This window comes from Brevibacterium sp. AGC70 (genome assembly GCF_057334195.1).
In genome coordinates, this window is the sequence record NZ_JBHFIH010000018.1 from 220080 (window position 1) to 243045 (window position 22966).

Annotated in this window: 19 protein-coding genes; 11 read left to right on the top strand and 8 right to left on the bottom strand. The window is 64.0% G+C overall.

What is annotated here, in order from left to right:
• The first annotated feature begins 83 nt into the window (after positions 1 to 83).
• From ACE03M_RS16335 to ACE03M_RS16345, 3 genes are read left to right on the top strand one after another with little or no spacing between them, the layout of a single operon-like run.
• Complete coding sequence (locus ACE03M_RS16335; protein WP_143922825.1) at positions 84 to 1067, top strand: Bug family tripartite tricarboxylate transporter substrate binding protein; 984 nt, start codon at positions 84 to 86, stop codon at positions 1065 to 1067.
• The gene (locus tag ACE03M_RS16340; protein ID WP_485935087.1) at positions 1067 to 1699 is read left to right on the top strand and encodes a tripartite tricarboxylate transporter TctB family protein; all 633 of its coding nucleotides are present in this window, start codon (positions 1067 to 1069) and stop codon (positions 1697 to 1699) included. The genes ACE03M_RS16335 and ACE03M_RS16340 overlap by 1 nt, the downstream gene beginning before the upstream one ends.
• Positions 1699 to 3237: a tripartite tricarboxylate transporter permease gene (locus tag ACE03M_RS16345; protein WP_485935089.1), complete on the top strand. Its 1539-nt coding sequence runs from the start codon at positions 1699 to 1701 to the stop codon at positions 3235 to 3237. The genes ACE03M_RS16340 and ACE03M_RS16345 overlap by 1 nt, the downstream gene beginning before the upstream one ends.
• 93 nt (positions 3238 to 3330) lie before the next feature.
• Here ACE03M_RS16345 and ACE03M_RS16350 read toward each other — a convergent pair whose 3' ends face one another.
• From ACE03M_RS16350 to ACE03M_RS16375, 6 genes are all read right to left on the bottom strand, one after another.
• The gene (locus ACE03M_RS16350; protein WP_485935091.1) at positions 3331 to 4833 is read right to left on the bottom strand and encodes a sodium:solute symporter family protein; all 1503 of its coding nucleotides are present in this window, start codon (positions 4831 to 4833) and stop codon (positions 3331 to 3333) included.
• On the bottom strand, positions 4830 to 5132 hold the full coding sequence (locus ACE03M_RS16355) for a DUF3311 domain-containing protein (protein ID WP_143922829.1): 303 nt from the start codon (positions 5130 to 5132) through the stop codon (positions 4830 to 4832). Before ACE03M_RS16355 ends, ACE03M_RS16350 begins: the two co-directional genes overlap by 4 nt.
• A 152-nt stretch (positions 5133 to 5284) precedes the next feature.
• Entirely contained in the window at positions 5285 to 6847 is a 1563-nt protein-coding gene (locus ACE03M_RS16360) for a 2-oxo acid dehydrogenase subunit E2 (RefSeq protein ID WP_485935093.1), read from the bottom strand.
• Positions 6847 to 7866 carry an alpha-ketoacid dehydrogenase subunit beta gene (locus ACE03M_RS16365; protein ID WP_485935095.1) on the bottom strand — a complete coding sequence of 340 codons (1020 nt, stop codon included), beginning with the start codon at positions 7864 to 7866 and terminating at the stop codon, positions 6847 to 6849. The genes ACE03M_RS16360 and ACE03M_RS16365 overlap by 1 nt, the downstream gene beginning before the upstream one ends.
• Entirely contained in the window at positions 7863 to 8975 is a 1113-nt protein-coding gene (gene pdhA, locus ACE03M_RS16370) for a pyruvate dehydrogenase (acetyl-transferring) E1 component subunit alpha (protein ID WP_485935097.1), read from the bottom strand. The genes ACE03M_RS16365 and pdhA overlap by 4 nt, the downstream gene beginning before the upstream one ends.
• Positions 8976 to 9148: 173 nt before the next feature.
• Positions 9149 to 9724 carry a YqeB family protein gene (locus ACE03M_RS16375; RefSeq protein WP_485935099.1) on the bottom strand — a complete coding sequence of 192 codons (576 nt, stop codon included), beginning with the start codon at positions 9722 to 9724 and terminating at the stop codon, positions 9149 to 9151.
• 200 nt (positions 9725 to 9924) lie between these two features.
• Here ACE03M_RS16375 and ACE03M_RS16380 point away from each other — a divergent pair, with 200 nt between their 5' ends.
• The 3 genes from ACE03M_RS16380 (at position 9925) to ACE03M_RS16390 (ending at position 13794) form a co-directional block, all read left to right on the top strand.
• A complete protein-coding gene (locus ACE03M_RS16380; protein WP_143922833.1) occupies positions 9925 to 10554 on the top strand; it encodes a TetR/AcrR family transcriptional regulator in 630 nt (209 codons plus the stop codon).
• A 200-nt stretch (positions 10555 to 10754) separates the two neighbouring features.
• Complete coding sequence (locus tag ACE03M_RS16385) at positions 10755 to 12713, top strand: siderophore-interacting protein (protein WP_485935101.1); 1959 nt, start codon at positions 10755 to 10757, stop codon at positions 12711 to 12713.
• Between the two features lie 64 nt (positions 12714 to 12777).
• Complete coding sequence (locus tag ACE03M_RS16390; protein ID WP_143922835.1) at positions 12778 to 13794, top strand: ABC transporter substrate-binding protein; 1017 nt, start codon at positions 12778 to 12780, stop codon at positions 13792 to 13794.
• Between the two features lie 9 nt (positions 13795 to 13803).
• On the opposite strand, the gene ACE03M_RS16395 is transcribed toward ACE03M_RS16390, so the two are convergent.
• Positions 13804 to 14262 carry an Lrp/AsnC family transcriptional regulator gene (locus tag ACE03M_RS16395; protein ID WP_485935102.1) on the bottom strand — a complete coding sequence of 153 codons (459 nt, stop codon included), beginning with the start codon at positions 14260 to 14262 and terminating at the stop codon, positions 13804 to 13806.
• 367 nt (positions 14263 to 14629) lie between these two features.
• Here ACE03M_RS16395 and ACE03M_RS16400 point away from each other — a divergent pair, with 367 nt between their 5' ends.
• From ACE03M_RS16400 to ACE03M_RS16410, 3 genes are read left to right on the top strand one after another with little or no spacing between them, the layout of a single operon-like run.
• The gene (locus tag ACE03M_RS16400) at positions 14630 to 15406 is read left to right on the top strand and encodes an electron transfer flavoprotein subunit beta/FixA family protein (RefSeq protein WP_485935103.1); all 777 of its coding nucleotides are present in this window, start codon (positions 14630 to 14632) and stop codon (positions 15404 to 15406) included.
• Positions 15407 to 15417: 11 nt separating this feature from the next.
• On the top strand, positions 15418 to 16404 hold the full coding sequence (locus tag ACE03M_RS16405) for an electron transfer flavoprotein subunit alpha/FixB family protein (RefSeq protein WP_143922838.1): 987 nt from the start codon (positions 15418 to 15420) through the stop codon (positions 16402 to 16404).
• A 1-nt stretch (position 16405) separates the two neighbouring features.
• Positions 16406 to 19138, top strand: coding sequence for a cytochrome b/b6 domain-containing protein (locus ACE03M_RS16410; RefSeq protein ID WP_485935104.1), 2733 nt, complete (start codon positions 16406 to 16408; stop codon positions 19136 to 19138).
• A gap of 419 nt (positions 19139 to 19557) precedes the next feature.
• On the opposite strand, the gene ACE03M_RS16415 is transcribed toward ACE03M_RS16410, so the two are convergent.
• A complete protein-coding gene (locus ACE03M_RS16415; RefSeq protein WP_485935105.1) occupies positions 19558 to 20220 on the bottom strand; it encodes a GntR family transcriptional regulator in 663 nt (220 codons plus the stop codon).
• A gap of 106 nt (positions 20221 to 20326) precedes the next feature.
• Here ACE03M_RS16415 and glyA point away from each other — a divergent pair, with 106 nt between their 5' ends.
• Positions 20327 to 21748, top strand: coding sequence for a serine hydroxymethyltransferase (gene glyA / locus ACE03M_RS16420; RefSeq protein ID WP_143922841.1), 1422 nt, complete (start codon positions 20327 to 20329; stop codon positions 21746 to 21748).
• Entirely contained in the window at positions 21748 to 22965 is a 1218-nt protein-coding gene (locus ACE03M_RS16425; RefSeq protein WP_143922842.1) for a sarcosine oxidase subunit beta family protein, read from the top strand. The genes glyA and ACE03M_RS16425 overlap by 1 nt, the downstream gene beginning before the upstream one ends.
• Position 22966: the final 1 nt, after the last annotated feature.

A 22966-nucleotide genomic window follows, 5' to 3' on the forward strand; every position in this document is an offset into this window, starting at 1 on the left:
GCTTCAATGTATACACGAAATTCGAGTGGCGTCACAGGTGCCGCCCGAAGGAACGGCGATGGAACGAGGAGGTTCCCTACGACATGATCAAGACACGATGGGTACAGACAGGGTTCGCCGCAGTGGCTGCCGTCGTAACTGTGCTGGCCGGCGTCAGCGCAGCGACATCTGCAGGAGAGGCCTCAGCGAGGAGCAACCTCACGGCGATCGTCCCAGCAGCCACAGGCGGAGGATGGGATGGATTCACCCGCGAGGCACAGCAGGTGCTGCGCTCCGATGGGATCGTCAACAATGTTCAGGTCGTCAATATCCCCGGTGCCGGCGGAACGATCGGACTGAGCCAATTCGTCCAACAGGAGGGCAGCGACGACACGCTGATGACCAGCGGCGGAGTGATGGTCGGCGCGATCGCGCTCAATGACAGCGAGTACGACCTCGGCGATGTCACACCGATCGCCCGAATGGCCGACGACTTCTCCGCATTGGTCGTCCCCGCTGATTCTGACATTCAGACACTCGATGACTTCATTGCCCAGTGGAAGAAGGATCCGCAGGGACTCTCCATCTCGGGTGGCTCCTTGGGGTCGATCGACCATCTGCTCTCCGGCATGTTGGCGAAAGAGGTCGGCATCGATCCGGCGCAGGTCAATTACATCGCCTATTCCGGGGGCGGCGAAGCGCTCAACTCGCTCCTGTCGCACTCGACGACTGTGGGAGTCTCCGGTTACAACGAGGTTGCCGACCAGATCGATGCCGGTACCCTTCGTGCCATCGCGATCTCCTCGGAGGAGAGGGTCCCAGGAGTCGATGTGCCGACCTTCAAAGAGTTGGGCGCCGATGTGTCGATGGCGAACTGGCGCGGTTTCGTGGCTGCTCCCGGCATCTCCTCCGAGACCAAGGCCGAATACCTCGAAATCATCGACGAACTCCATTCGAGCAAGGCATGGAAGCAGACGCTGAAGCGAAACAACTGGACGGATTCGTACATGGTCGGTGATGAACTCGACCGCTTCATCGCGGACGAGACCGAAACCGCCGAACGCACCGTCGACGAACTGGGAATGTGATGAGTACGAAGACTAAGACCACAGACAAGGCGACGGATTCACCCCCCGCCGCGACCACCTTCTTCTGGCGCCGCAGCGAATTCGTCATCGTCGGCATTCTGCTGGCGATAGGCGTCACCCTGGTGGTGGGGTCGCTGACCATGGACATCCTCGGTGACTCGGTTCCCGGTCCGGAGTTCGTGCCCAGGATTCTCGGAGTGCTCCTCATCGCGAACGCTGTGGTGCTCGCCCTCGACGTGTATCGGCGGCCCGAACCCGATCAGTCCTCCGGCGTTCCCGATCGCGCGAACTTCTCCACCGACATGCTCCACGATCTGGGGCGTATGGAAGATTCAGATGACTCGGTGCACCGGGTGGGCGACCGCGAGGGTCCTGCCGATAAGCGGATGCACAGTGACTGGAAGACCATCGGCATCGTCGTGGCGGCATGCATCGGGTTCGTCGTTCTGCTGCAGCCCCTCGGGTGGATTCTGACCGCAGCAGCTCTGTTCTGGACGATTGCCCGTGCCTTGGGCTCTGTGCACCCGATCATGGATATCTGGGTGGCGGTGTTCCTGTCCTCGACGGTCCAGCTGCTGTTCGGCGGCCTGCTGGGCCTACCATTGCCTGCCGGATTCATCGGGGGTCTGTGATGGAACAGCTGCATCTTCTTCTGGAAGGGTTCGGCGCCGCGCTCACGCCCGCGAATCTGCTCTTCGTCTTCATCGGTGCTGTCTTGGGCACAGCAGTCGGTGTGCTCCCGGGTCTGGGATCGTCGATGGCGGTCGCACTCCTCCTGCCGATCACCTTCTCACTCGACCCGACGGCGGCGTTCATCATGTTCGCCGGAGTCTACTTCGGCGGTCTGTTCGGTGACTCCACAGCGGGAATCCTGCTGAATACTCCGGGACAGTCCTCGGCGATCGCCTCGACCTTCGAAGGCCACCGCATGGCTAAGAGCGGTCGTGCGGCAGCGGCTCTGGCCACTGCCGCGATCGGAGCGTTCATCGGTGGTCTGATCTCGACGACGATCGTGGTGTTCTTCTCGCCCTACCTGGTCAGACTGGCGACCATGTTCGGCCCCGCCGAATACTTCGCTCTGGCGGTCTTCGCCTTCATCGCGGTGAGCTCTGTCGTATCGGAATCTGTGGTTCGCGGCCTGGCATCGCTGGGCATCGGTGTTTCGCTGGCCTTCGTGGGCATCGACGGACCATCGGGAACTTCGCGGTTCACCTTCGATGTTCCGCAGCTCTTCGACGGCGTCAACATCGTCGTCATCACCATCGGGCTGCTCGCCCTCGGCGAGGTCTTCCACGTGGCCTCGCGGATCCACCGGGATCCGGAATCGCTCAAGGTCTCATCGGAGGGAATCGCCCGACTGAGCCGCAAGGACTTCCGTGCCGCACTGCCAGCATGGCTGCGCGGTGCCGCCTTCGGAGCCCCGTTCGGGCTTATTCCTGCAGGCGGAGCCGAGGTCCCCACCTTCCTGGCCTATGGCACGGAGAAGCGCCTGGCCACTATGCGCGGCGACAAGGAGTTCGGCACGGTCGGTTCGATCAGAGGACTGGCGGCACCTGAGGCTGCCGGCAATGCCACCGCCGGAACTGCGATGGGAACGATGCTGGCACTCGGCCTGCCGGTCTCTGCCACCGCAGCCATCATGCTCGCGGCGTTTCAGCAGTACGGTCTGCAACCCGGACCGCTGCTGTTCGAACGATCAGGTGATCTTGTCTGGACTCTGTTGGCCTCACTCTTCATCGGCCTCGTCGTCCTTCTCGTGATCAACCTGCTGGCAGCCCCGGCCTGGGCCCGGCTGCTCCGCGTTCCACAGCACTATCTCTACGCGGGAATCACGGTCATCGCCATGTTCGGCGCCTATGCCATCTCGGCGTCGTTAGTCGACCTGATCATCCTCATCGTCCTGGGGTTCCTCGGTCTGCTCATGCGCCGTTACGCGATCCCCGTCGCGCCACTGCTCATCGGCGTCATCCTCGGGCCCCTTGCCGAGACCGAGCTGCGGCGCGCGCTGGCAGTCGCTGACGGCAACGCCGCTGTGCTCGTGGGCAGCCCGCTGACAATCGGAATCTATGCCGTGCTCGCCATTGCGGTGCTGTTCACAATTGTGCAGCACTTCAGGCACTCACAGTCGACGAAGAAGCAACAGGGACCAGCACTGACGGAAGCAGTGTGACAACCACCCTCGCCGAGGTGGGCCCCAATCTCGCCGAGGTGGCCCCAGCTGAGGGCCGACCTCGGCGGTGGATGGTGTGCCTAGGTCACTGCCTCAGGCATTCACCGGCACCCGCTCGGTGGCCGGGACCCACCGTGGGTCCGGCTTCGCCACGGTGACGATGACGACGATGATGAGGTTGGCTGCGACTGCCCACAGGCCGCCGTTGATGCCCACCAGCGGATCGTGGCCCGTGTAGTGCAGGGCCACCATGGTCACCGAGCCGACGATGAGGCCGGCGGCAGCGGCCTGCTTGCTCATCCGCGGCCAGTAGAGTGCGAGCAGTGCGGCGGGCACGACTTGGGCGAGACCTTCGTAGCTGAGCACGGAGAGCTCGACGAGGGCATCGGGCATGAGCAGGCTCATCACCAGCGCAATCACACCGACGATGAGGCACACCCACTGGGACAGCGTCTTCTGACGCAGACCCCGCGCGGCCAGCTGTTCCTTCGTCATCGACGCGGAGTTCTTCGGGCCGGACAGCCCTCCGCCAAGAACCGTGCGACCCCACATCGAACCGATCGAGAGCATGTACACGCTCATCGGCACGATGGCTGACAGTGCACCGGCGACACCGATGACGGCGACGAGTGGGGCCGGCAGTGAGTCGATGACCACGGAGAACAGTGCCAGGTCCGCATCCTTGAGGGCGGGAATGACGAAGAGCGCGGCCACGCCGACCATCATCGGCACGAGGAGCAGCAGCTGATACCAGGGCAGGATGATGGAATTGCGGCGCAGGGTGTTCGCCGAGGTGCCGGACAGGTATCCTGCGATCGACGTGGGGAAGACGGTGATCGTGATTCCGTTGAGGATGATCGTCGAGATGAACCAGGCGCTTCCATACGTTCCTTCGCCGGCACCGGGGAAGGTCAGCCACTGAGACTTCTCACTCACGAGCCGGTCAAGGAGTTCGCCCAACCCGTCGAAGTAGTGCAGCGGCACGTAGATTGCGAGGAAGGCGACGGCGAGGATGACGAGGCCGTCCTTGAGGGCGCTGACCCATGCGGAACCGCGCAGACCGGAGAAGAGGATGAACGCCTCGGCGACGATGAAGGAGATGATGGCGGCGACCTTGAGGTCGATCGCCCCATAGCTCATGGCGTTGACGACGGCACCCATGCCCTGGATCTGCAGCTGGATGTAGGGAACGATGAACACGGTCGCGAGCACGGCGACGAGGATCGCCAGACCCCGCGAGCGGAAGCGGTGCTCGACGATGTCGGAGAGGCTGACGAGCTTGTGCCTGGCCGCATAGGTCCAGAACAGCGGGCCGACGAGGTAGGCGACCACGAGTCCGACGCTGAGGTAACCGATGAGGTAGAGGATCGGCACACCATAGGAATACGACCAGCCGGCTGTACCGAGGAACGAGAAGCTCGTATAGGTCTCGCCCGCCATGAGCAGTAGGATGAAGACGAACCCGAGTCCGCGCCCGGAGACCGACCATTCGTCGAGTGACTTCTCACGCCCGCGGCCCGACCAGATGCCGATGCCGATGGTCGCGAGCATGGCAACGCCGAAGATGATGCAGGCGATGATCGCTGAAGTGCTCATCTGTCGGCCTCCTCGATCGGGTGATCCTCACCGAAAGCGACATCGGCCGGGACGTATTCGGCCTTGTCACCGCGGTAGTAATGATCACCGCGGGCGGCCATCCAGACGAAGAACCAGGTGAGGATCGTGACGCCGATCGTGTAGGTGAGGATGAACGGCATCCCGAAGATGCGTGGCTCGATCGAATTCGCGACGAACGGCGTCAGGACGTAGCCCACGACGGGAACGATGAGGAGCAGCAATGAGTACCGCCGCCGAGGTGGCCTCGACGGCGGTGGTGAATCGTGAACTCCCGACATGCGCAACCTCTTCCGCCTCGAATGGACACCGCTGGTGAGCGGCCTGCGCCAGGCTAGTGGTGCGTGTCACGGAAGGTGGAGATCAGTCCGAAATGTGGAATCGGGGGTGTCTCCGAGGTCAGTATGCGCAGAGAATAAGGCGAATCAGCTGATCACAGCTCCGGCAGCAGCGAGATCGGGTTCTCGATGCAGTCGGCGACGAACGTGAGGAACTGGCTCGGTTCGGCACCGTCGCAGGCGCGGTGGTCGAAGACGAATGACAGGAACATGACCTTGCGGACGGTGAGTTCCCCGTCGACAACCCAGGGGCGGTCCTTGATCCGCCCGAGTCCGAGCATCGCGACCTCCGGCAGGTTGATGATCGGCGCAGAGCCGTCGACCCCGAACACGCCGTAGTTATTGAGAGTGAATGTGCCGCCAGTCAGCTCGGCCGTGTTGAATTTGCCCGTCGACGCCTTGCCGACGGTCTCGGACACGGAGTCGCGCAGCTGCCGCAGGCTCATCTCATCGGCGCCGTGGACGACGGGAACCATAAGGCCACGCGGGGTCTGCGCGGCCAGGCCGAGGTTGATGTCACCGTGGGTGACGATCTCGTTGGCTCCGGTGTCGATCGAGGAGTTGATGATCGGGTGCTTCTTCAGCCCCGCAACGACGAAGCGGGCCACCAATGAGAGAAGAGAGTACTTTTCTCCGGTCCTGGCTTCGAGAGTGCGCTTGGTGCTCAGCAGCTCCGTGGCGTCGACGTCGAGCCAGATGGTGGCCTCGGGAATCTCCTGCCGCGATTTCGTCAGTCGTTCGGACACGACCTTGCGCAGTCCCGTGATCGGGGTCCGGGTATCGCGGTTGGCAGACGCCCCGGAAGGGGCCGCTCCCGCCGAGGTGGTGGGGCCGCCCTGGTCGGCACTGGTCAGGGTCATGTTCTTCGGGACCGAGGCAGTCGTTCCGGTCGTGGGTGCTGGTTCCGGCAAGGTTGTGGTGCCCGAATCGATGGCTGTGAGCACATCTGCCCTGGTGACGATGCCGCCAGGCCCAGTGCCCGGGAGGTGTTTGGCACTGAGTCCATTGTCCTTCGCAAGCTTGCGAACGAGAGGAGAGGACACCGGAGAGGTTTCGGTGCCGGATACTGCACCGGACTGGGGTGTGGGCTCGGAATCGGAGGCCGGGGGAGTGGCCGCCGACGAAAGTGTTGTCGGGCCCGGTGAGGACGGTTTCTGCGTTGAGGGCGCTGTCGCTCCACTGCTCTTCGTCCCACCGTTCTTCGCACCGAAGGACCGCTGCTTCGTCGACCGTGCTTTGGGCTCGGACGTTCCGTAGCCGATGAGGTTCGCACCGCCGTTGTCAGTCGCGGCCCCCGAAACTGATGCCTTGCTCGAGACAGGGCCGGCACTGGAGTCCATGTCCGCACTCGAACCAGTACCCGCCTCGGCGACGGAGAGCAGGGCCTGACCTGCGGACACCGTGTCGCCGGCGTTCGCATGCAGCGCCTCGATCCGGCCGGCGAACGGGCACGGCAACTCGACGACGGACTTGGCGGACTCGACCTCGACGACCATTTGGTCGACGTGGACCTCATCGCCGACATTGACAAGCCAGCTGATGAGCTCGGCCTCGGTCAGTCCCTCGCCCAGGTCGGGGAGGATGAAATCGCGGGCGCTCGTCGTGCGTGCGGAATTCCCAGTGCCGGCAGCACCGGACACACTCGTCTCGGCACTCATCACAGCTCCCAATCCCAGGATTCGAGAGCATCGAGAATGCGTTCGGCGGTCGGCAAGAAGTACTCCTCGAGCTTCGGGGACGGGTAGGGCACATCAAATCCGGTGATCCGCAGGATCGGGGCCGACAGATGGGTGAAGTTGGCTTCGGTGACCCGGGCGGCCACCTCGGCGCCGTAGCCTCCGAACTGGGCTGCCTCATGGATGATTGCGGCACGGGACGTCTTGCGCACCGATGCGGACACGGTCTCATCGTCGAAGGGCGAGAGCGACCGCAGGTCGATGACTTCGATCGACAGTCCGTGCTCGGCCCCTTCCTCGGCCGCGGCCAGAGCGGTGCGCACGGTGGGCCCGTAGGCCAGAAGAGTCACGTCCGACCCAACGCGTACAACCTGAGCACGATCCATCGGTGCGGTCTGCACGGGCAAGCTGAGCTCGTCCTTCATCCAGTACCGCGACTTCGGCTCCATGAAGATCACCGGATCGTCGGAGGCGATGGACTCGCGCAGCAGCGAATAGGCGTCGGCCGGATTCGACGGGGTGACGACGGTCAGGCCCGGGGTCGAACACCAGTAGGCCTCGGACGAGTCCGAGTGGTGCTCGACGCCGCCGATATCGCCCGCATAGGGAATCCGGATCGTCAACGGCAGGCTGACCTTGCCCTTCGTACGGTTGCGCATCTTCGCCACGTGGGACACGATCTGTTCGAACGCAGGATAGGCGTACGCGTCGAACTGCATCTCGACGACCGGGCGCATCCCAGCCATCGCCATGCCGATCGCGGTGCCGACGATCCCCGACTCCGCAAGTGGAGAATCCCAGACCCGTTCGGGACCGAATTCCTTCCGCAGGCCCTCGGTGACACGGAATACCCCGCCGAGGCGACCGACGTCCTCACCGAAGACCAGGACATTCTCGTCTTCGCTCAGGCTGTCGCGCAGAGCCTGGTTGAGCGCCTTCGTCATCGTCACCGAGGCCGGCGTCGGAACGTCTTCTGCCGTGGTGGCAGTGGTGACGGTCATGACTGCGCCGCCGTTGCCAGCTCGGCCTCGAGCTTCTCCTGCTGTGTGGCAAGGTTCGCACGCGGGGTCGCATAGACGTAGGCGAAGAGTTCGCTCGGATCGACCGCGGCATCGGTATTCATGGCGTCACGGACCGAGGTGGCAAGCTCTTCGGCGCTTGCCGTGATGTCTGCGGCGGTCGCGTCATCGAGGACCCCGGCTGTGCGCAGGTGCTTCTCGAGGCGGTCGATGGGATCGAACTGCTTCCAGTGCTCGACCTCTTCGGCGTCACGGTACTTCGTGGGATCGTCGGAGTTCGTGTGCGATTCCATCCGGTAGGTCAGGCACTCGATGAGGGTCGGGCCCTCGCCGTTGCGGGCGCGTTCGAGAGCTGCTGTGACGGCGGCGAACACGGCGGCGATGTCGTTGCCGTCGACCCGGATGCCGGGCATTCCGTATCCGGCGGCGCGGTCGGCGAGCATCGTCGCATTCGACTGTTCACGCAGCGGTGTCGAGATCGCATATTGGTTGTTCGCCAGCACGAAGACGGTCGGGGTCTGCCATACCGAAGCGAAGTTGAAAGCCTCATGAGTGTCACCCTCACTGCTGGCGCCGTCGCCGAGGAAGGTCAGGGTGCAGGCGTCTTCGCCCTTGAGTTTGGCGGCCATGGCGTAGCCGGTCGCGTGCAGAGTCTGCGTTGCCAGCGGTGTCGCTGCAGGTGAGGTGTGATATTCGTTCGGGTCGAATCCGCAGTGCCAGTCGCCGCGGAAGGCGGAGAGGATCTCGGTCACGGGGACCCCGCGGGTCAGCAGCGAAGCAGAGTCGCGGTAGGTGGGGAACAGCCAATCGCCCGGTGCCAGAGCAGTGGTGGCACCGACCTCGATGGCTTCCTGGCCGGCGGCGGACGGGTAGGTCGCGAGTCGCCCCTGCCTGGTCAGGTGTGTGACCTGAGCCTCGAATCGTCGGACCTGCACCATCTTCTGGTACAGACCCAGAAGGGTGCGATCGCTCGGGATCGTCAGCCCATCGGTGGGAACATCGGTGGGCTGACCGTCTGCACCGATGAAGCTGATTGGCTGCAGCTGGGGCAATGAACGCTGAGAGCGGGAGAGGGGAACGTCAATGGTCATGACCCCATGGTGGCGTGAGCCGGATCACCGATCCAGGGTCTGCGAGCAGGCCCGGACGTGTTGTCGTTTGTGTCGGCAAGAGTGGACGAAGTGCTCGGTTGCCCCGTGAGCAGAGGGACGTTTGGCCCGGGTGGTGGACGCAGGTTTCGGGGATCGAACTCAGTCTTCGTTGGTCAGATTTCGCCCCACCGGTAGCCGCGTGAGGTGAATGTCTCGGCGACCTTGTCCTTCTTCCCTTCGACGTCGCCCCTGTACGCCTGGTGTCCCCCTTGTGTGAGGATGGTCAGCTTGCCGTCGTCGAAATAGGCGGTCGAGAACGAGGCCCGGGTGATCCGCAATGGGTGATCATCGGCTCTGCCGATGACGATCTCGTCATCGGCGACGGCCAGGGGAGTGGTCGAGACGCTGATGACGACAGCGGTGATCACGCCGAGGACGGCGCCGATGATCGGACGGGCGATGACGACCCAGGCCTGGTCGAACTTACTCAGCTTCTCGATGACGTCTCCGAACGGGATCGGGAACCGCGCCGCGAAGGCCCCCACTGCCGGGAGAAAGAATCCGAGGGCGATGCCGACGCCCACGCAGACGACGCCGACGACGAGGATGTCGGCCCGGCTCAGTGCGAACACCTCGGCGGACGTGCGCGCTGCGGAACTGCTGTTCATGGTGTTCCCTGTGGAGCCGCCGTCCGAGGTCGGATCCCTGTGTGTCTCTGTGTGATCGATGTCGTGATCGCGCTTTGCCATGGTCCTACTCCGAGTTATGTTCCAGCGCTTCTCGATGTCGTCGAGCTTGAGGAGTGCTGGTATGTCGAATTCCTATGTGGGATAAAATTGTACCAAAGTGGAACACGCATGTACCACAATGAATGTGATCGGGCATGATGGGTTGAAGCCAAGGCTGGCCGAAGGGGTGAGTGGTTGTGGTGAGTTCAGGGGGCAGGGGAATGCGCCGGCTGGGGAAAGATGCCCTGGTAGCAGAGGCGATGTCGGTGCTGGCCGAGAATTCTCGGGCGTCGATGATCGAGATTGCGAATGAGATCGGCGTCGGGCGGACGACTCTCTATCGGCACTTCGGTGACCGCGAAACCTTGATCGCCGAGGTGGCGCGGCAGGGGGCACGCCGGTTCATGGATGCCCTCGTGAGCGCTCGCCCTCACGTCGGCCCCGGTCTCGAGGCCGTGGAGCGCGTATGTGCACAGCTGTTCACCATCCCCGATGCCCTCACCCTCATGTTTGCCGACAACCCGATCATCACCGACGACTCCTTCGCCGAGGCTGCACCTGAGCGTCAGGGTGAGGCGGACGGCGAACCGAGCGCCGATGCTGCGGGCTTCGACACGTCGACGCCGGGTGAGCGGGACCCCCTGGAGGCGGTGATCGGCAGGGGCCAGGCCGATGGGTCCATCGCCCCTGATCTGCCGGTCGAATGGGCCGCGATGTATGTCTTCCTGACCATCGGCTCGGGGCACCTCTTCGATGTGAGTTCTCGTTCTGGACGTCGAGACCCAGGAAACCGCGCCCTAGCTCTTGACCTGACGATCCGGGCAGTCAGGAAAACACTGAGCGCAACGTAGGGCCTCCTCGGCGACGAACATCGCGGTGTTGGGCGACGAAAGCCGCGAATGATCAGTTGTGAGCCGCTCCTAACTTAGGTTAGGCTGACCTCTGAGACTCAAGGGGCATCTGTGTGCATGAAGGCGGTTGACACCTGCTTGAAGCTGCGAACCCCTGGTCTCGATGTTTCATCCGTCAAGAGACCCTCGGAGCCGAATTCATGCCGCGTACTTCCAGGCCCATGCAGGTGTTGCCGATCGTCCTGCGTGAGGTGGAAGTCACCGGCATCGCGGATATCACGCCGAACATGCGGCGCCTGACAGTAGCGGGCGACCAATTGTCGGCAGGTGTGGTGAACGGGATGCCGCGGCCGCAATTCCACTCCGAGGGTTTCGACGATCACGTGAAGCTCGTCATACCGACTCCCGAGACCGAATCCCTTGACATCGGTGAGCAGGGGGAGTTCCGGTTCAATTGGAACCGAGAAGCTCTCCGTTTCACCCGCGATTACACGGTCAGCAGTGTCGATGCAGATTCGAATTCGTTTACCGTTGACGTCGTCCGTCACGACTCGGGCCTTGCCGCTGAGTGGGCCTTCAGCGCCTCTGTCGGCGACTCTCTGAAGTTCGCGGGCCCGAAGACCAGCGCCGGCATCAGCGAAGGCATCGACTTCCACCTGCTCGTGGCCGATGAGACCGCCCTGCCCGCAGTTCGCCGCTGGCTCGAGACCGCACCTGTCGGAACTAGCGGACACGTCATCGTCGAGGTCCCGATCGCCGAGGACATCCAGGAGATCTCCACCGCCGCAGACGTCGAGATCGATTGGCTGATCCGCAGCGGCACCTCTCCTGGGGACTCCACCCTCATGTATGAGGCCGTGAAGAACCTGGTTCTCCCGGTCGGGCGAACCTACGCGTGGTGCGCAGGCGAGGCCCTGACCATCGCGCCCATCCGCCGTCACCTGCGCCGCGAACTCGGCCTGCCCAAGGAGGACGTCGAAGTGATCGGGTATTGGCGCAAGGTATCCGCCGTCACGAAGACCGGGTCGGCATCGGGCGAGATTGCTGGAGATGCCACGAGCGAAACCGTCACCTCTCAAACCGCTGGCTCCCAGGCCGCCACCTCCCAAGCCGCTGCGTCCGACGGTGTGACCACCGCAGGCGGCGATGAGGTCGCGGACGTGTCCGAAAGCAGCCAGAGCATCGTCGGCAACGTCCACGAGATGACCGAGATCCTGCCCCCGATCATCACTCGGATCGCGGTCACTCTCGGCATCGGCGATCTCGTGGCAGGAGGAATCACCACCGCCGAGGCGATCGCCACGGCGGCCGGCATCGATACCGAAGGCGCACGCGTCGTCCTCACTGCGATGTGTGCTCTCGGACTCCTCGAACGTGACGGTGCAACGTATCGCAACACCCAGGCCGGCGCGGTGCTCATCGGTGACGGCGCAGGGGACGGACTCAATCTCGACGATCCAGCAATTCGAGATCTGTTCTCAATCGTCAATCTGCTCGACGTTCTCAGGAACGGACATGGCGACAAGCCCGCACCCGCCTCGGCGGGCAAGGCTCTGACCCCGGCGGGCGAGGTTCTGACCCCGACGCTGAAGGCTCCCACCTGGAGGGCCCAGCGTGGAGTCGATGCCGCCCTCGACACCGCTCACCGATCTCACACCCTCGATCACCTGCGCTACGTCCTCGATATCATCCTCGAGCTCGAGCCCATTGCCACAGCTGCAAGCGTTGCCCTGGCGGGTGATGTCGAAGCCGAGGTGTCGGCCGCCCTCACGCGCAAGGCATCGGAGTCCGACCGGAGCGTCCACATTCCCGGCACCGCGAGCGTCGGCGGCGATCAGCCCTGGCCAGTCGTCGACTGCACCCTGATGCTCGCGGGCCTGACCGGACGCTGCCGCACAGAAGCACAGGCTCTCCTGGCACGCATCCTCGAATCCAGCGCCAGCATCGTGATCGTCGAACCCCTCACCGACGAGGCCGAGCGCGATGATCATCAGGCAGAAGAGCTCGTCGCAACATACGCCATGACAGGCAATGCGTCATGGACGAGCGAGGAGCTGCGCGACTGTCTCAGCGATCTCGGCGTCGCTGCGGTCGAGGTCGTCGACATCGGGTGGGGGTTCGGACGCTTCCGCAGCGCCGTCATCGCCCGCAGGGCCTGAATCTTCCCTCTGCCCTAGAGGGTTCATCAGTCGCGAGCCACAGGCTCGACGTTGAAAGGAACACATGAAACTCAATCGCATCATCACAGCTGTGATCGCGTCAGTGGCGAGCGTCGGCCTCCTCGCCGGGTGCTCAGGCGATGGAAAAGGTGACTCCGAGGCCTCTGGCGGCGCCGAGACCCGCACTGTCACTGATTCCAGCGGCGCCGACGTCGAAGTCCCTGCCGACCCGAAGAATGTGGCGACCCTGCACTACGCTGCGACCGAGACCCTCATGGACCTCGAACTGCCTCCCGTCGGGCAGGGCGGCTACCAAGAGCCCACCGTTCCCAAGGACTGGGTGGATGAACTCAGTGACATTCCGGTCGTGGCCCAGGAAGAGCCCGACCTGGAGAAGCTCGCCGAGGTGTCGCCCGACCTCATCCTCGCCCCCAACATCCTTGAGCCCGACATGATCACGCAGATGGAGGAGATCGCGCCGGTCTACCAATTCACCCTGCGCGGCGGCGACCGGGCGAACTGGCAGCAGCGAGTCCAAGAAGTCGCCGACGCCATCAACCAGACCGACCAGCTCGCGAAGCTCGATGCCGACTTCGAAGCCGAACAGAAGCGGATCGCGAAGGAATACGGTGACGCCATCGAGGGCACGAAGCTCGGCGTCGTCTCCTCCTACGAAGACAACTCCGCCTATCTGTGGGGCAGTGAGAACATGGTCAGTTCCCTCTTCACGCCACTCGGATTCGACTGGTCGGCCAAAGAGGATGAGTCCATCAAGAAGTACGCGAAAGCCACTCAGGGCGGAAATAAGTCGGGCATCAAAGAGCCGGAGGCACAGATCTCGATGGAGGTCCTCGACAAGAGCCTGTCCGATGCCGACATCATCTTCGTCACCTCGAATATGCGCGGAGAGTACGACGAACTGACACAGAAGATGCTCGACTCTGCGGTGTTCAAAGATCTGCCTGCAGCCAAGGCTGGGCACGTCTACCCGCACGGCAAGGCCACGATCGCCGGATACGCCGATGCGAAGTACGGAGTGGACATGGCCGAGAAGGCGATCCGGGACTACCAGAAGGGCTGAGCCCGAGGATCAGTGACCCGAACCGGGACGGTGTCCTTCCGCCTCATCGAGGATGAGCAGCGAGCGGGAGGAGACCACACCCGGAACTTCGTGGATCCTGCGCAGAATGACCTGGGACAGTGCAGTGTTGTCGGGGGCATTCACGGTCACCAGGGCATCGATGTCACCGCTGACGGCTTGGACCTTCTCGACGAACGGCAGTTCGGCGAGGTCATCTCGCACCCCTGGCCACGGCCGATCACCGATCTTGACGACGACCACAGCGGTCACGGTCATTCCGAGGGCGCTGCGGTCCACCTCGGCGGTGAATTTTTTGATCGCTCCGGATTCGACGAGAAGGGAGAACCGCTTGTGGGCGGCCGATCGCGAGATGTGCACCTGCTCGGCCAGCTGGCGGACGCTCAGGCGCGAGTCGTCGACAAGGGCAGCGATGATGCTGCGGTCGATGTCGTCGAGGTCGAATGCCACGAGGCGCTCCTTCAGCGTTGATGCGGGCGTCGGACTCACCGGGTCGCTTCCGTTCCCAAGGGCAGTCGTTGCCTGGTCACGGTCGGTGGCTCCATTCTAGGGCCCGTTCCTTGAGCGCGCTCTCACTCCTTCTGCAATCGCTTGAGTCGCCACGATGAGGGCGCAATCGGTCTGTGCGGGTAGAATTTGTTCGAACGTTCGTACAATAAGCATGTTAGCTGCAGCACACAGGAAGTAAGATGTCTGACTGAGTACTTTTCCGGGCTTCCTCGCGGACCCGGGTGTCGGACGAGAACGTGCTGACTGTAGATTATGAGGCAGAAGTCTCATTTGCAGATGAATTGCCTCACGGAAATAGGAGTCATCCTTGAAGATCGCGGTGTTGGTCAAAGAGGTCCCGGACACATACGGGGATCGGAAACTGAATTTGGAGACCGGTTTGGCGGATCGTTCCGCTTCGGAAGCGGTCCTCGACGAAATCGGCGAGCGTGCCCTCGAAGTCGCTCTCTCGTATAAGGATGGCAGCGACGGAACCGAGGTGACCGTCATTTCGATGGCACCCGACACCGCGACCGCCACGATTCGCAAGGGCCTGGCCATGGGCGCAGACAACGCCGTGCACGTGTCTGACGAGGAGCTCCTCGGTGCCGATCTCGGCCTCACCGCCGAAGTCCTGGCAGCAGCCATTCGCCGTGGCGGCTTCGACCTCGTCGTGACCGGCAACGTCTCCACCGACGGCAACGGCGGCATGATTCCCGCAATGCTCGGCGAGCACCTGGACTTCCCGCACGTGACCGGCCTGACCTCGGTTGAGATCAGCGACGGCAAGGTAGCAGGAACCCGCGGAGTCGAGGGCGGCAAGCAGGAAGTCAGCGCGCAGCTTCCAGCCGTCATCTCCATCACCGAGGCGCTTCCCGAGGCCCGGTTCCCGAACTTCAAGGGCATCATGGCGGCCAAGAAGAAGCCGTTCGAGGTCATCAGCCTGTCCGACCTCGAGGTCGATGCCAACGACCAGTCCACAGCACGATCGATCATGGTCACGGTGGCCGAGAAGCCGCCGCGTGAAGCCGGAGAGAAGATCGTCGACGAAGGTAACGGCGGAGCAGAGCTCGCCGAATACCTCATCAAGAACCGCTTGGCCTAAGGAGAATCGATATGTCCGAATTCCCACAAGACTCCATTCTCGCCGTCCTCACCGCCGATGCCGAAGGTCAGCTGGAGAAGCCTGCCGCTGAGCTGCTCGGCGGCGCCGGTGAGATCGGTTCGCCTGTCGCGCTGGTCCTTGCACCTGCCGGCCAGGGCGAGGCAGCTGCGCAGCAGGCCGCATCTTTGGGCGCCGTGCAGGTTCTCACCGCCGAGGTGCCCGAGGGCAACTCAGCTCTCGGAACCTTCGCAGTCGACGCCCTGGGTGCTGCGAGCGATCTCGTCGCCCCCGACGCCGTCCTCCTCTCGCACTCGATCGACGGGCGCGACATCGCCGCACGCTTCGCGGTCCGCAGCGGTTCGGCTCTGTCCGTCGATGCCCTGGGTGTCGAGCGTGACAGCGAAGGCGTCGTGGCCAACCACTCCGTCTACGGTGGCGGCTACACCGCATCGTCGGCACCGACTTTCGGCGCCCCGGTCATCACCGTTCGTCAGGGATCCATCGAGACCCGTGGCGAAGCACAGTCGGCGAACTCTCAGGCTCTCGAGGTTGCCGATTCCGGCAAGCGCTCGGCCCAGATCGACTCCTTCGATGCCGTCGTCGAGACCTCATCTCGACCCGAGCTGCGCGGTGCCTCGAAGGTCGTCTCCGGTGGCCGCGGTGTCGGCTCAGAGGAGTCCTTCGAACTCGTCGGCGAACTCGCCGATGTCCTCGGTGCCGCAGTCGGTGCCTCACGCGCGGCCGTCGATGCCGGCTACATCGCCCAGTCCCATCAGGTCGGACAGACCGGTGTCTCCGTGTCGCCGCAGCTCTACGTGGCACTCGGCATCTCCGGCGCGATCCAGCACAAGGCCGGCATGCAGACTTCGAAGACCATCGTCGCTGTGAACAAGGACGGCGAAGCGCCGATCTTCGACATCGCCGATTACGGCGTCGTCGGCGACCTGTTCAAGGTCGTCCCGCAGTCGATCGAGACCTTGAAAGCGAAACAGTCCTGATATGGCCACATATTCCAGTTCGCTGCGCTCGGGCCTGCCCAGAGTTGAGGGCGGTGATCCGTGGCCACCTGAAGGTGCCATCGGTGAGCCGCTCGAGCCGGGCGCCTCAGTTGTGTCGGAAGAGTCCTTCGAGCCGGAAGATTCGGCTGCCCCGAACGAATCCGTCGAGCCGGATTCCACTGATGCCAGCGCCGAGGTGGATAGCTCGGTAGACGCGGGTGAACCCGCAGTCGCCGAGCAGGCGGTTGAGACCGAAGAGCCCGCCGAGGATTCCGGCTCAGTCGGGACCGGTGCGGCCGTTGGAACTGGTGCTGCCGTTGGCGCGGCTGGTGTCGCGGCGGGTGCAGCTGCTGGTACGGCCGCCGTTGCCTCCGATTCGAATCCGGAAGCGGATTCAGTTGATGACTCGGAGGCTGAAGAAGGCCCAGGATCTCTTGAGGGCTCAGCGCCCGTTGAGACGCTGGAGCAGCCGTCTGAGTCGTCCGAATCTGTCGCCGAGGCGAGCCGTGAGGTTCCGCTGCGTCGTGGTCTGCCCCGCGTCGAAGGCGGCGATCCGTGGCCGCCGGAAGGCCTCGCACCTGCCGGTGTGAAGGCTCCGTCCAGCGGCTCGGCTGCTTCTGCCTCTGCAGACTCTGTCTCCGGGCAGGTACCAGTCGCTTCGGATGCCGAGAGCGAACCGGAAGCTCAGTCCGACTCTGAGTCCTCTGCTGCTCCGGCCGCCGCTGTCGCGACCGCGGGTGCAGGAGCAGCTGTCGGCACAGCCGCAGTGGCATCAGGCTCCGGCGCTCAGGACGCAGCCGCGTCGGATGAACCTGCTGCAGCTGAGCCTGCGCCGATTGAGTCCGCACCTGCTGAGTCCGCAGCGACCGAGTCCGCAGGGACTGAGCCTGCACCTGCTGGCGAAGTTCCTCTGCGTCGGGGACTGCCTCGCGTTTCCGGGGGAGATCCGTGGCCACCAGAAGGTCTGGCTCCGGCTGGTGCGAAAGCCGCCTCGGCCACATCTGCATCCTCATCGGCGCCGGCAGCTGCGGCTGCTCCGGCCGCCGAAACCTCAAGCGCATCGACAGATCAAGAAGCTCCAACTGCAGGTGAACAGCCTGCTGAGGCGGACAAGTCGTCGGCGGTTCCAGCCGCTGCAGCAACTGCCGGTGTCGCCGGTGCTGCTGTCGGCGCTGGTGCGGCGGTTGCCGCGTCCGGGAAGAAGTCCTCCGGCGAACTCAGTGACACACCACTTCGCCGCGGATTGCCGCGAGTCGCCGGTGGCGACCCATGGCCGCCCGAGGGCTTTGCTCCAGCGAGTGCCGGTGCCACCTCTGCGTCGACTTCTGCCTCGACCAGCGCAGACTCGGCCGACAGCACGTCGACCGGCGCCGCTTCGACGCCTGCTGCTAAAGACGCGGACTCTGCTGCCCAGGCTGAAAAACCAGCAACGGACTCGTCTGCACAGGCAAGCATTTCCGCACAGGCGGATTCCTCCGCACAGGCGGATTCCGACTCCTCTTCGGCCGCTCCGGCCGCCGCAGCGGGAGCCGCGGCCGTCGGTGCAGGTGCAGCCGGTGCCGCGGCTGCCTCGTCGAGCTCGGATGAGAAGCCAGCAGCCACCTCGGCGGACGACAAGCCTTCCCGATCCGGACTGCCGAAGTCCACAGGACCGGCGCAGCGGAAGCCGATGGCCAAGCCTGCTGCTAAGGCCACGGACAAGCCGACTGCGAAGCCAGTAGCCAAGCCGGCAGCCAAGCCTGCCGCGAAGTCGAGCTCCGCACCGGCGAAATCGGCCTCTGCCCCGAGCCCGGCCGCAGCCAAGCCTGCTGCCGCGAAGAAGAAGGAACCGACGATGGTCGGTTCGAGGTCCGTGGGTCAGTGGGCGAAGCTCGGTGGCCTTGGCCTCGGCGGACTCATCGTGGCTGCCGGGATCATCATCCTCGCGGCTCGGGGAGTCACGACTCTGCCCGGTGTGCCCGAGTTCCTCGAACGCTACCCGGGCGAATACCACCTGCCCGAGTTCGTCGACCCAGGGTTCCCAGCGTGGGCACGCTGGACGCACTTCCTCAACATCTTCTTCATCGTGCTCATCATCCGTTCGGGTCTGCAGGTGCGTCACCAGCAGAAACCGCCGGCCTTCTACACCCCGAAGAAGGGTGGCAAGAAGGTCAGCATCAACCTGTGGCTGCACACGAGCCTGGACTTGCTGTGGTTGGCCAACGGTGTTGTCTTCGTCGTCCTGCTGTTCATCTCCGGACACTGGGCGCGGATCGTGCCGACCAGCTGGGAAGTCTTCCCGAATGCTGTATCCGCGATGCTGCAGTACATGACTCTCGAGTGGCCCGCTGAGAACGCGTGGGTCAACTACAACTCGCTCCAGCAGCTCATGTACTTCATCGTGATCTTCATCGCGGCTCCCCTGGCTGCGATCACGGGCGTGCGGATGAGCGAATGGTGGCCGAAGGACGCCACCAAGCTCAACAAGTTCTACCCTGCACCCCTGGCTCGTGCGATCCACTTCCCGACGATGATCTTCTTCGTCGTGTTCGTCCTCATCCATGTGTTCCTCGTGTTCACGACGGGGATCCTACAGAATCTCAACCACATGTTCGCAGGCACGCACGCGGATAACTGGGTCGGATTCATCTGGTTCGTGGTCTCGCTGGCAGTCGTCGTCGGTGGTTGGTTCGCCGCCAGACCGATGCTGCTGGCACCGATCGCGAATATGTTCGGCCGCGTGTCCAGCCGGTAGCGAAGCTGGCTCCGCTGGTCTGGCTCCGGCGGCGCAATCCGGTGGTCTGGCTCCGGCGGCGCAATCTGGTATCGGGTCGCGCGCCACGCGGGCAGGAAAACGCGGCATAGGCGAAGGCCCTGCGGGACGATCATGCCCCGCAGGGCCTTTTTCGCGCCCTATGGCACGGCCTTGGTGCAACGGTTGGTAAGTTCGTGTCGATCAAGACCGATTTTTCGAAGCGAACTTACCAACCGTTGGCGCGAGGCGGTTGGCGGGGGCGCGGGGTGGTTGGCGGCGGCTCCCTTGGGGTCAGGGCTTCGGCGCTGACGCTCGAGCGCCAGCGCAACTCAGCGCAACGCAGCGCAACCGCTCGAGCGCCAGCGCAACTCTGCGCAACGCAGCGCAACTCTGCGCAACTCTGCGCAACTCAGCGCAACTCAGCGCAGGGCGGCGCGCAGGGTTTTGTCGAACTCGCGGACGTGCTCGGCGGCGTGGGCTTCGACGGCCGACTCCTTGCCCTCGAGGATCGCTTCGAGCAGATCGATGTGCTCGCGGATGTGGGTGATGAGGTCGGGGATGCGGGGGATGACCAGGCACCAGATCCGAGTCGCCAGGTCATCGAGGCGCACCAGGGTCTCCATGAGATGCGGATTGTCCACCGAGGAATAGATGAGGCGGTGAACCTCGAGGTCGCGCTCCATGAGGGCCCGCGGTGCGTCGGTCTCTTTGAGCGACCGTAGGTCAGCGATCGTGGCTTCGAACTCGCGACGGCGTTCAGGGGTGAGGTTGAGGGCGGCCTTGCGGGCGGCGATGGGTTCGAGGACCTCGCGCATCTCGGAGATCGTCGAAAGGTCCTTGAGGTCGACATTGCTCGCGAAGGTTCCGCGTCTGGAGTAGGAGACGACGAGATGGTCGCTCTCCAGACGCTTGAGCGCTTCCCTGATCGGGGTTCGTCCGACCTCGAGCTCTGCGCTCAGGGCAGCCTCGTTGATGGGGTCACCCGGGGCGATGTCGAGCATGATGAGGCGGTGCCGAAGGATCTCATAGGCGCGTTCGGCCAGGGAAACCTTCGGTGAGCTCACGGTAGCCGACGACGACATTATCAATCTCCTGAAATCACCCATTGCACTTTCGTGTTTTCTCGTCATAGACTACAGGAACGCATCTGATATATTAGTTGACGATCAAATGGTCGAAGGAGATCACATGACAGAACAGCTCGTCGAGCCTCTCGAGTCGCCCACCCAGTCGCAGGCGCAGCCGTCTGCTCAGTCGCTCGTGCCCTCGTCCGTGGACTTCTCCAGCCGGGAGCCGGTCGAACTGAGCACCCCCCTCGGGCAACTCGACCCCGAGATCGCCGGACTCATCGATGCCGAGCTCGCTCGTCAGCGCGAGGGGCTCGAGATGATCGCCTCGGAGAACCACACCGCCTCCGCCGTCATGGCCGCGCAGGGATCGGTGTTGACCAACAAATACGCAGAGGGCTACCCCGGGCGTCGCTACTACGGTGGCTGCGAGCACGTCGACGAGGTCGAGCGCCTCGCAATCGCCCGTGTCAAGTCACTCTTCGACGCCGAATTCGCCAACGTGCAGCCCCACTCCGGTGCTCAGGCCAACGCCTCTGTCATGCACGCACTCATCCGGCCAGGCGACACCGTGCTCGGTCTCGACCTCGCCGCCGGCGGGCATCTCACCCACGGCATGAAGATCAATTTCTCCGGTCGTCTCTACAACATCGCCGCCTACGGTGTGCGCGAGGACACCAACTGCATCGATATGGCCGAGGTCGATCGCCTCGCCCAGGAACACCAGCCCAAACTGATCGTCGCCGGCTGGTCGGCCTACTCCCGCCAGCTCGACTTCGCCGAATTCCGTCGCATCGCCGATTCCGTCGGTGCCTACCTCATGGTCGACATGGCTCACTTCGCCGGGCTCGTCGCGGCAGGGCTGCACCCCTCTCCGGTCCCACATGCCCACGTCGTGACCTCGACGACGCACAAGACCCTCGGCGGTCCTCGCGGCGGGATCATCCTCACCAACGACGCCGACATCGCGAAGAAGGTCAACTCCGCAGTCTTCCCCGGTCAGCAGGGTGGGCCGCTTGAGCACGTCATCGCAGGCAAGGCCGTGGCCTTCGGTCTCGCTGCCTCCGAGACCTTCGTCGAGAAGCAGCAGCGGACTCTGACCGGTGCCGCGGAACTCGCTCGACGCCTCGGCGAATCCGATGTTGCCGACCTCGGGATCACCGTCCTCACCGGCGGTACCGACGTCCACCTCGTCCTCGTCGACCTGCGCAACTCCGTCCTCGACGGTGGACAGGCCGAAGATCTGCTCGCCTCGATCGGCATCACCGTCAACCGCAATGCCGTACCGAACGATCCGCGTCCGCCGATGGTCACCTCCGGCCTGCGGATCGGCACCCCGGCCCTGGCCAGCCGTGGGTTCGGTTCCGCTGCCTTCGCCGAGGTGGCCGACATCATCGCCGAGGTGCTCAAGGCCGGTGCTGCCGAAGCTGGTGCCGAGTCCGGTGCCGAACCGCAGGTCATCGCCGAGCTCAGCGACCGTGTGTCGGCTCTGGCGACCGCCCACCCGCTCTACCCCACCATGAACGAAATCGGAGCACGCTGATGGCTGATCAACTCCCCGAACACCCCGACTTCCTGTGGCGCAACCCGGAACCGAAGAAGTCCTACGAGGCCGTCATCATCGGCGGAGGCGGGCACGGTCTGGCCACTGCCTACTACCTGGCCAAGAATCACGGCATGACCAACATCGCCATCCTCGAACGTGGTTGGCTGGCCGGCGGCAATATGGCCCGCAACACGACCATCATCCGCTCGAACTACCTGTGGGACGAGTCCGCAGCCATGTACGAGAAGTCGCTCAAACTCTGGGAACAGCTGCCGGAAGAGCTCGACTACGACTTCCTCTTCTCCCAGCGTGGTGTGCTCAACCTCGCCCACACCCTGCAAGACGTGCGTGAATCCCAGCGGCGGGTGAATGCGAACGCACTCAACGGAGTCGATGCCGAGTGGCTCGACCCTCAGCAGGTCAAGGAAGTCTGCCCGATCATCAACATCGGCGACGACCTGCGCTACCCGGTGATGGGCGCGACCTATCAGCCGCGCGCCGGCATCGCCAAGCACGATCACGTTGCTTGGGCATTCGCCCGCAAGTGCGATGAGATGGGCGTCGATATCATCCAGAACTGCGAGGTCACCGGGATCGAGCGCATCGGCGACAAGGTCGTCGGTGTCGAGACCACCCGCGGCCACATCGCCACCGAGAAGGTCGCCATGTGCGTGGCCGGAGATTCCTCGGTGCTCGCCGACATGGCCGGCATCCGTCTGCCGATCCAGTCCCACCCGCTGCAGGCGCTCGTGTCCGAACTCTTCGAACCCGTGCACCCGACCGTGGTCATGTCCAACCATGTCCACGTCTACGTCTCCCAGGCGCACAAAGGCGAACTCGTCATGGGTGCTGGGGTTGATTCCTACAACGGCTATGGCCAACGAGGCGGCTTCCACGTCATCGAAGAGCAGCTGGCCGCCGCTGTCGAACTGTTCCCGATCTTCGCCCGGGCCCATGTGCTGCGCACCTGGGGCGGCATCGTCGACGTCACTCTCGACGCCTCGCCGATCGTGTCGAAGACCGAGGTTCAAGGCCTCTACGCCAACTGCGGCTGGGGCACCGGCGGCTTCAAGGGCACGCCCGCCGCCGGGCTCACCTTCGCGCACACGATCGCCAACGACGAACCCCACCCGCTCAACGCCCCCTACGCCCTCGACCGGTTCGAAACCGGCCACCTCATCGACGAGCACGGCGCCGCAGCCGTTGCGCACTGAG

What these genes read in the sequence shown, in the direction of transcription:
- ACE03M_RS16375 (WP_485935099.1), bottom strand. Translation starts at nt 9,724, where the DNA reads ATGGCAAAGCGCGATCACGACATCGATCACACAGAGACACACAGGGAT.
- ACE03M_RS16380 (WP_143922833.1), top strand. Translation starts at nt 9,925, where the DNA reads ATGCGCCGGCTGGGGAAAGATGCCCTGGTAGCAGAGGCGATGTCGGTG.
- ACE03M_RS16365 (WP_485935095.1), bottom strand. Translation starts at nt 7,866, where the DNA reads ATGACCGTCACCACTGCCACCACGGCAGAAGACGTTCCGACGCCGGCC.
- ACE03M_RS16350 (WP_485935091.1), bottom strand. Translation starts at nt 4,833, where the DNA reads ATGAGCACTTCAGCGATCATCGCCTGCATCATCTTCGGCGTTGCCATG.
- ACE03M_RS16340 (WP_485935087.1), top strand. Translation starts at nt 1,067, where the DNA reads ATGAGTACGAAGACTAAGACCACAGACAAGGCGACGGATTCACCCCCC.
- ACE03M_RS16335 (WP_143922825.1), top strand. Translation starts at nt 84, where the DNA reads ATGATCAAGACACGATGGGTACAGACAGGGTTCGCCGCAGTGGCTGCC.
- ACE03M_RS16405 (WP_143922838.1), top strand. Translation starts at nt 15,418, where the DNA reads ATGTCCGAATTCCCACAAGACTCCATTCTCGCCGTCCTCACCGCCGAT.
- ACE03M_RS16385 (WP_485935101.1), top strand. Translation starts at nt 10,755, where the DNA reads ATGCCGCGTACTTCCAGGCCCATGCAGGTGTTGCCGATCGTCCTGCGT.
- glyA (WP_143922841.1), top strand. Translation starts at nt 20,327, where the DNA reads ATGACAGAACAGCTCGTCGAGCCTCTCGAGTCGCCCACCCAGTCGCAG.
- ACE03M_RS16355 (WP_143922829.1), bottom strand. Translation starts at nt 5,132, where the DNA reads ATGTCGGGAGTTCACGATTCACCACCGCCGTCGAGGCCACCTCGGCGG.
- ACE03M_RS16415 (WP_485935105.1), bottom strand. Translation starts at nt 20,220, where the DNA reads ATGTCGTCGTCGGCTACCGTGAGCTCACCGAAGGTTTCCCTGGCCGAA.
- pdhA (WP_485935097.1), bottom strand. Translation starts at nt 8,975, where the DNA reads ATGACCATTGACGTTCCCCTCTCCCGCTCTCAGCGTTCATTGCCCCAG.
- ACE03M_RS16360 (WP_485935093.1), bottom strand. Translation starts at nt 6,847, where the DNA reads ATGAGTGCCGAGACGAGTGTGTCCGGTGCTGCCGGCACTGGGAATTCC.
- ACE03M_RS16390 (WP_143922835.1), top strand. Translation starts at nt 12,778, where the DNA reads ATGAAACTCAATCGCATCATCACAGCTGTGATCGCGTCAGTGGCGAGC.
- ACE03M_RS16345 (WP_485935089.1), top strand. Translation starts at nt 1,699, where the DNA reads ATGGAACAGCTGCATCTTCTTCTGGAAGGGTTCGGCGCCGCGCTCACG.
- ACE03M_RS16425 (WP_143922842.1), top strand. Translation starts at nt 21,748, where the DNA reads ATGGCTGATCAACTCCCCGAACACCCCGACTTCCTGTGGCGCAACCCG.
- ACE03M_RS16410 (WP_485935104.1), top strand. Translation starts at nt 16,406, where the DNA reads ATGGCCACATATTCCAGTTCGCTGCGCTCGGGCCTGCCCAGAGTTGAG.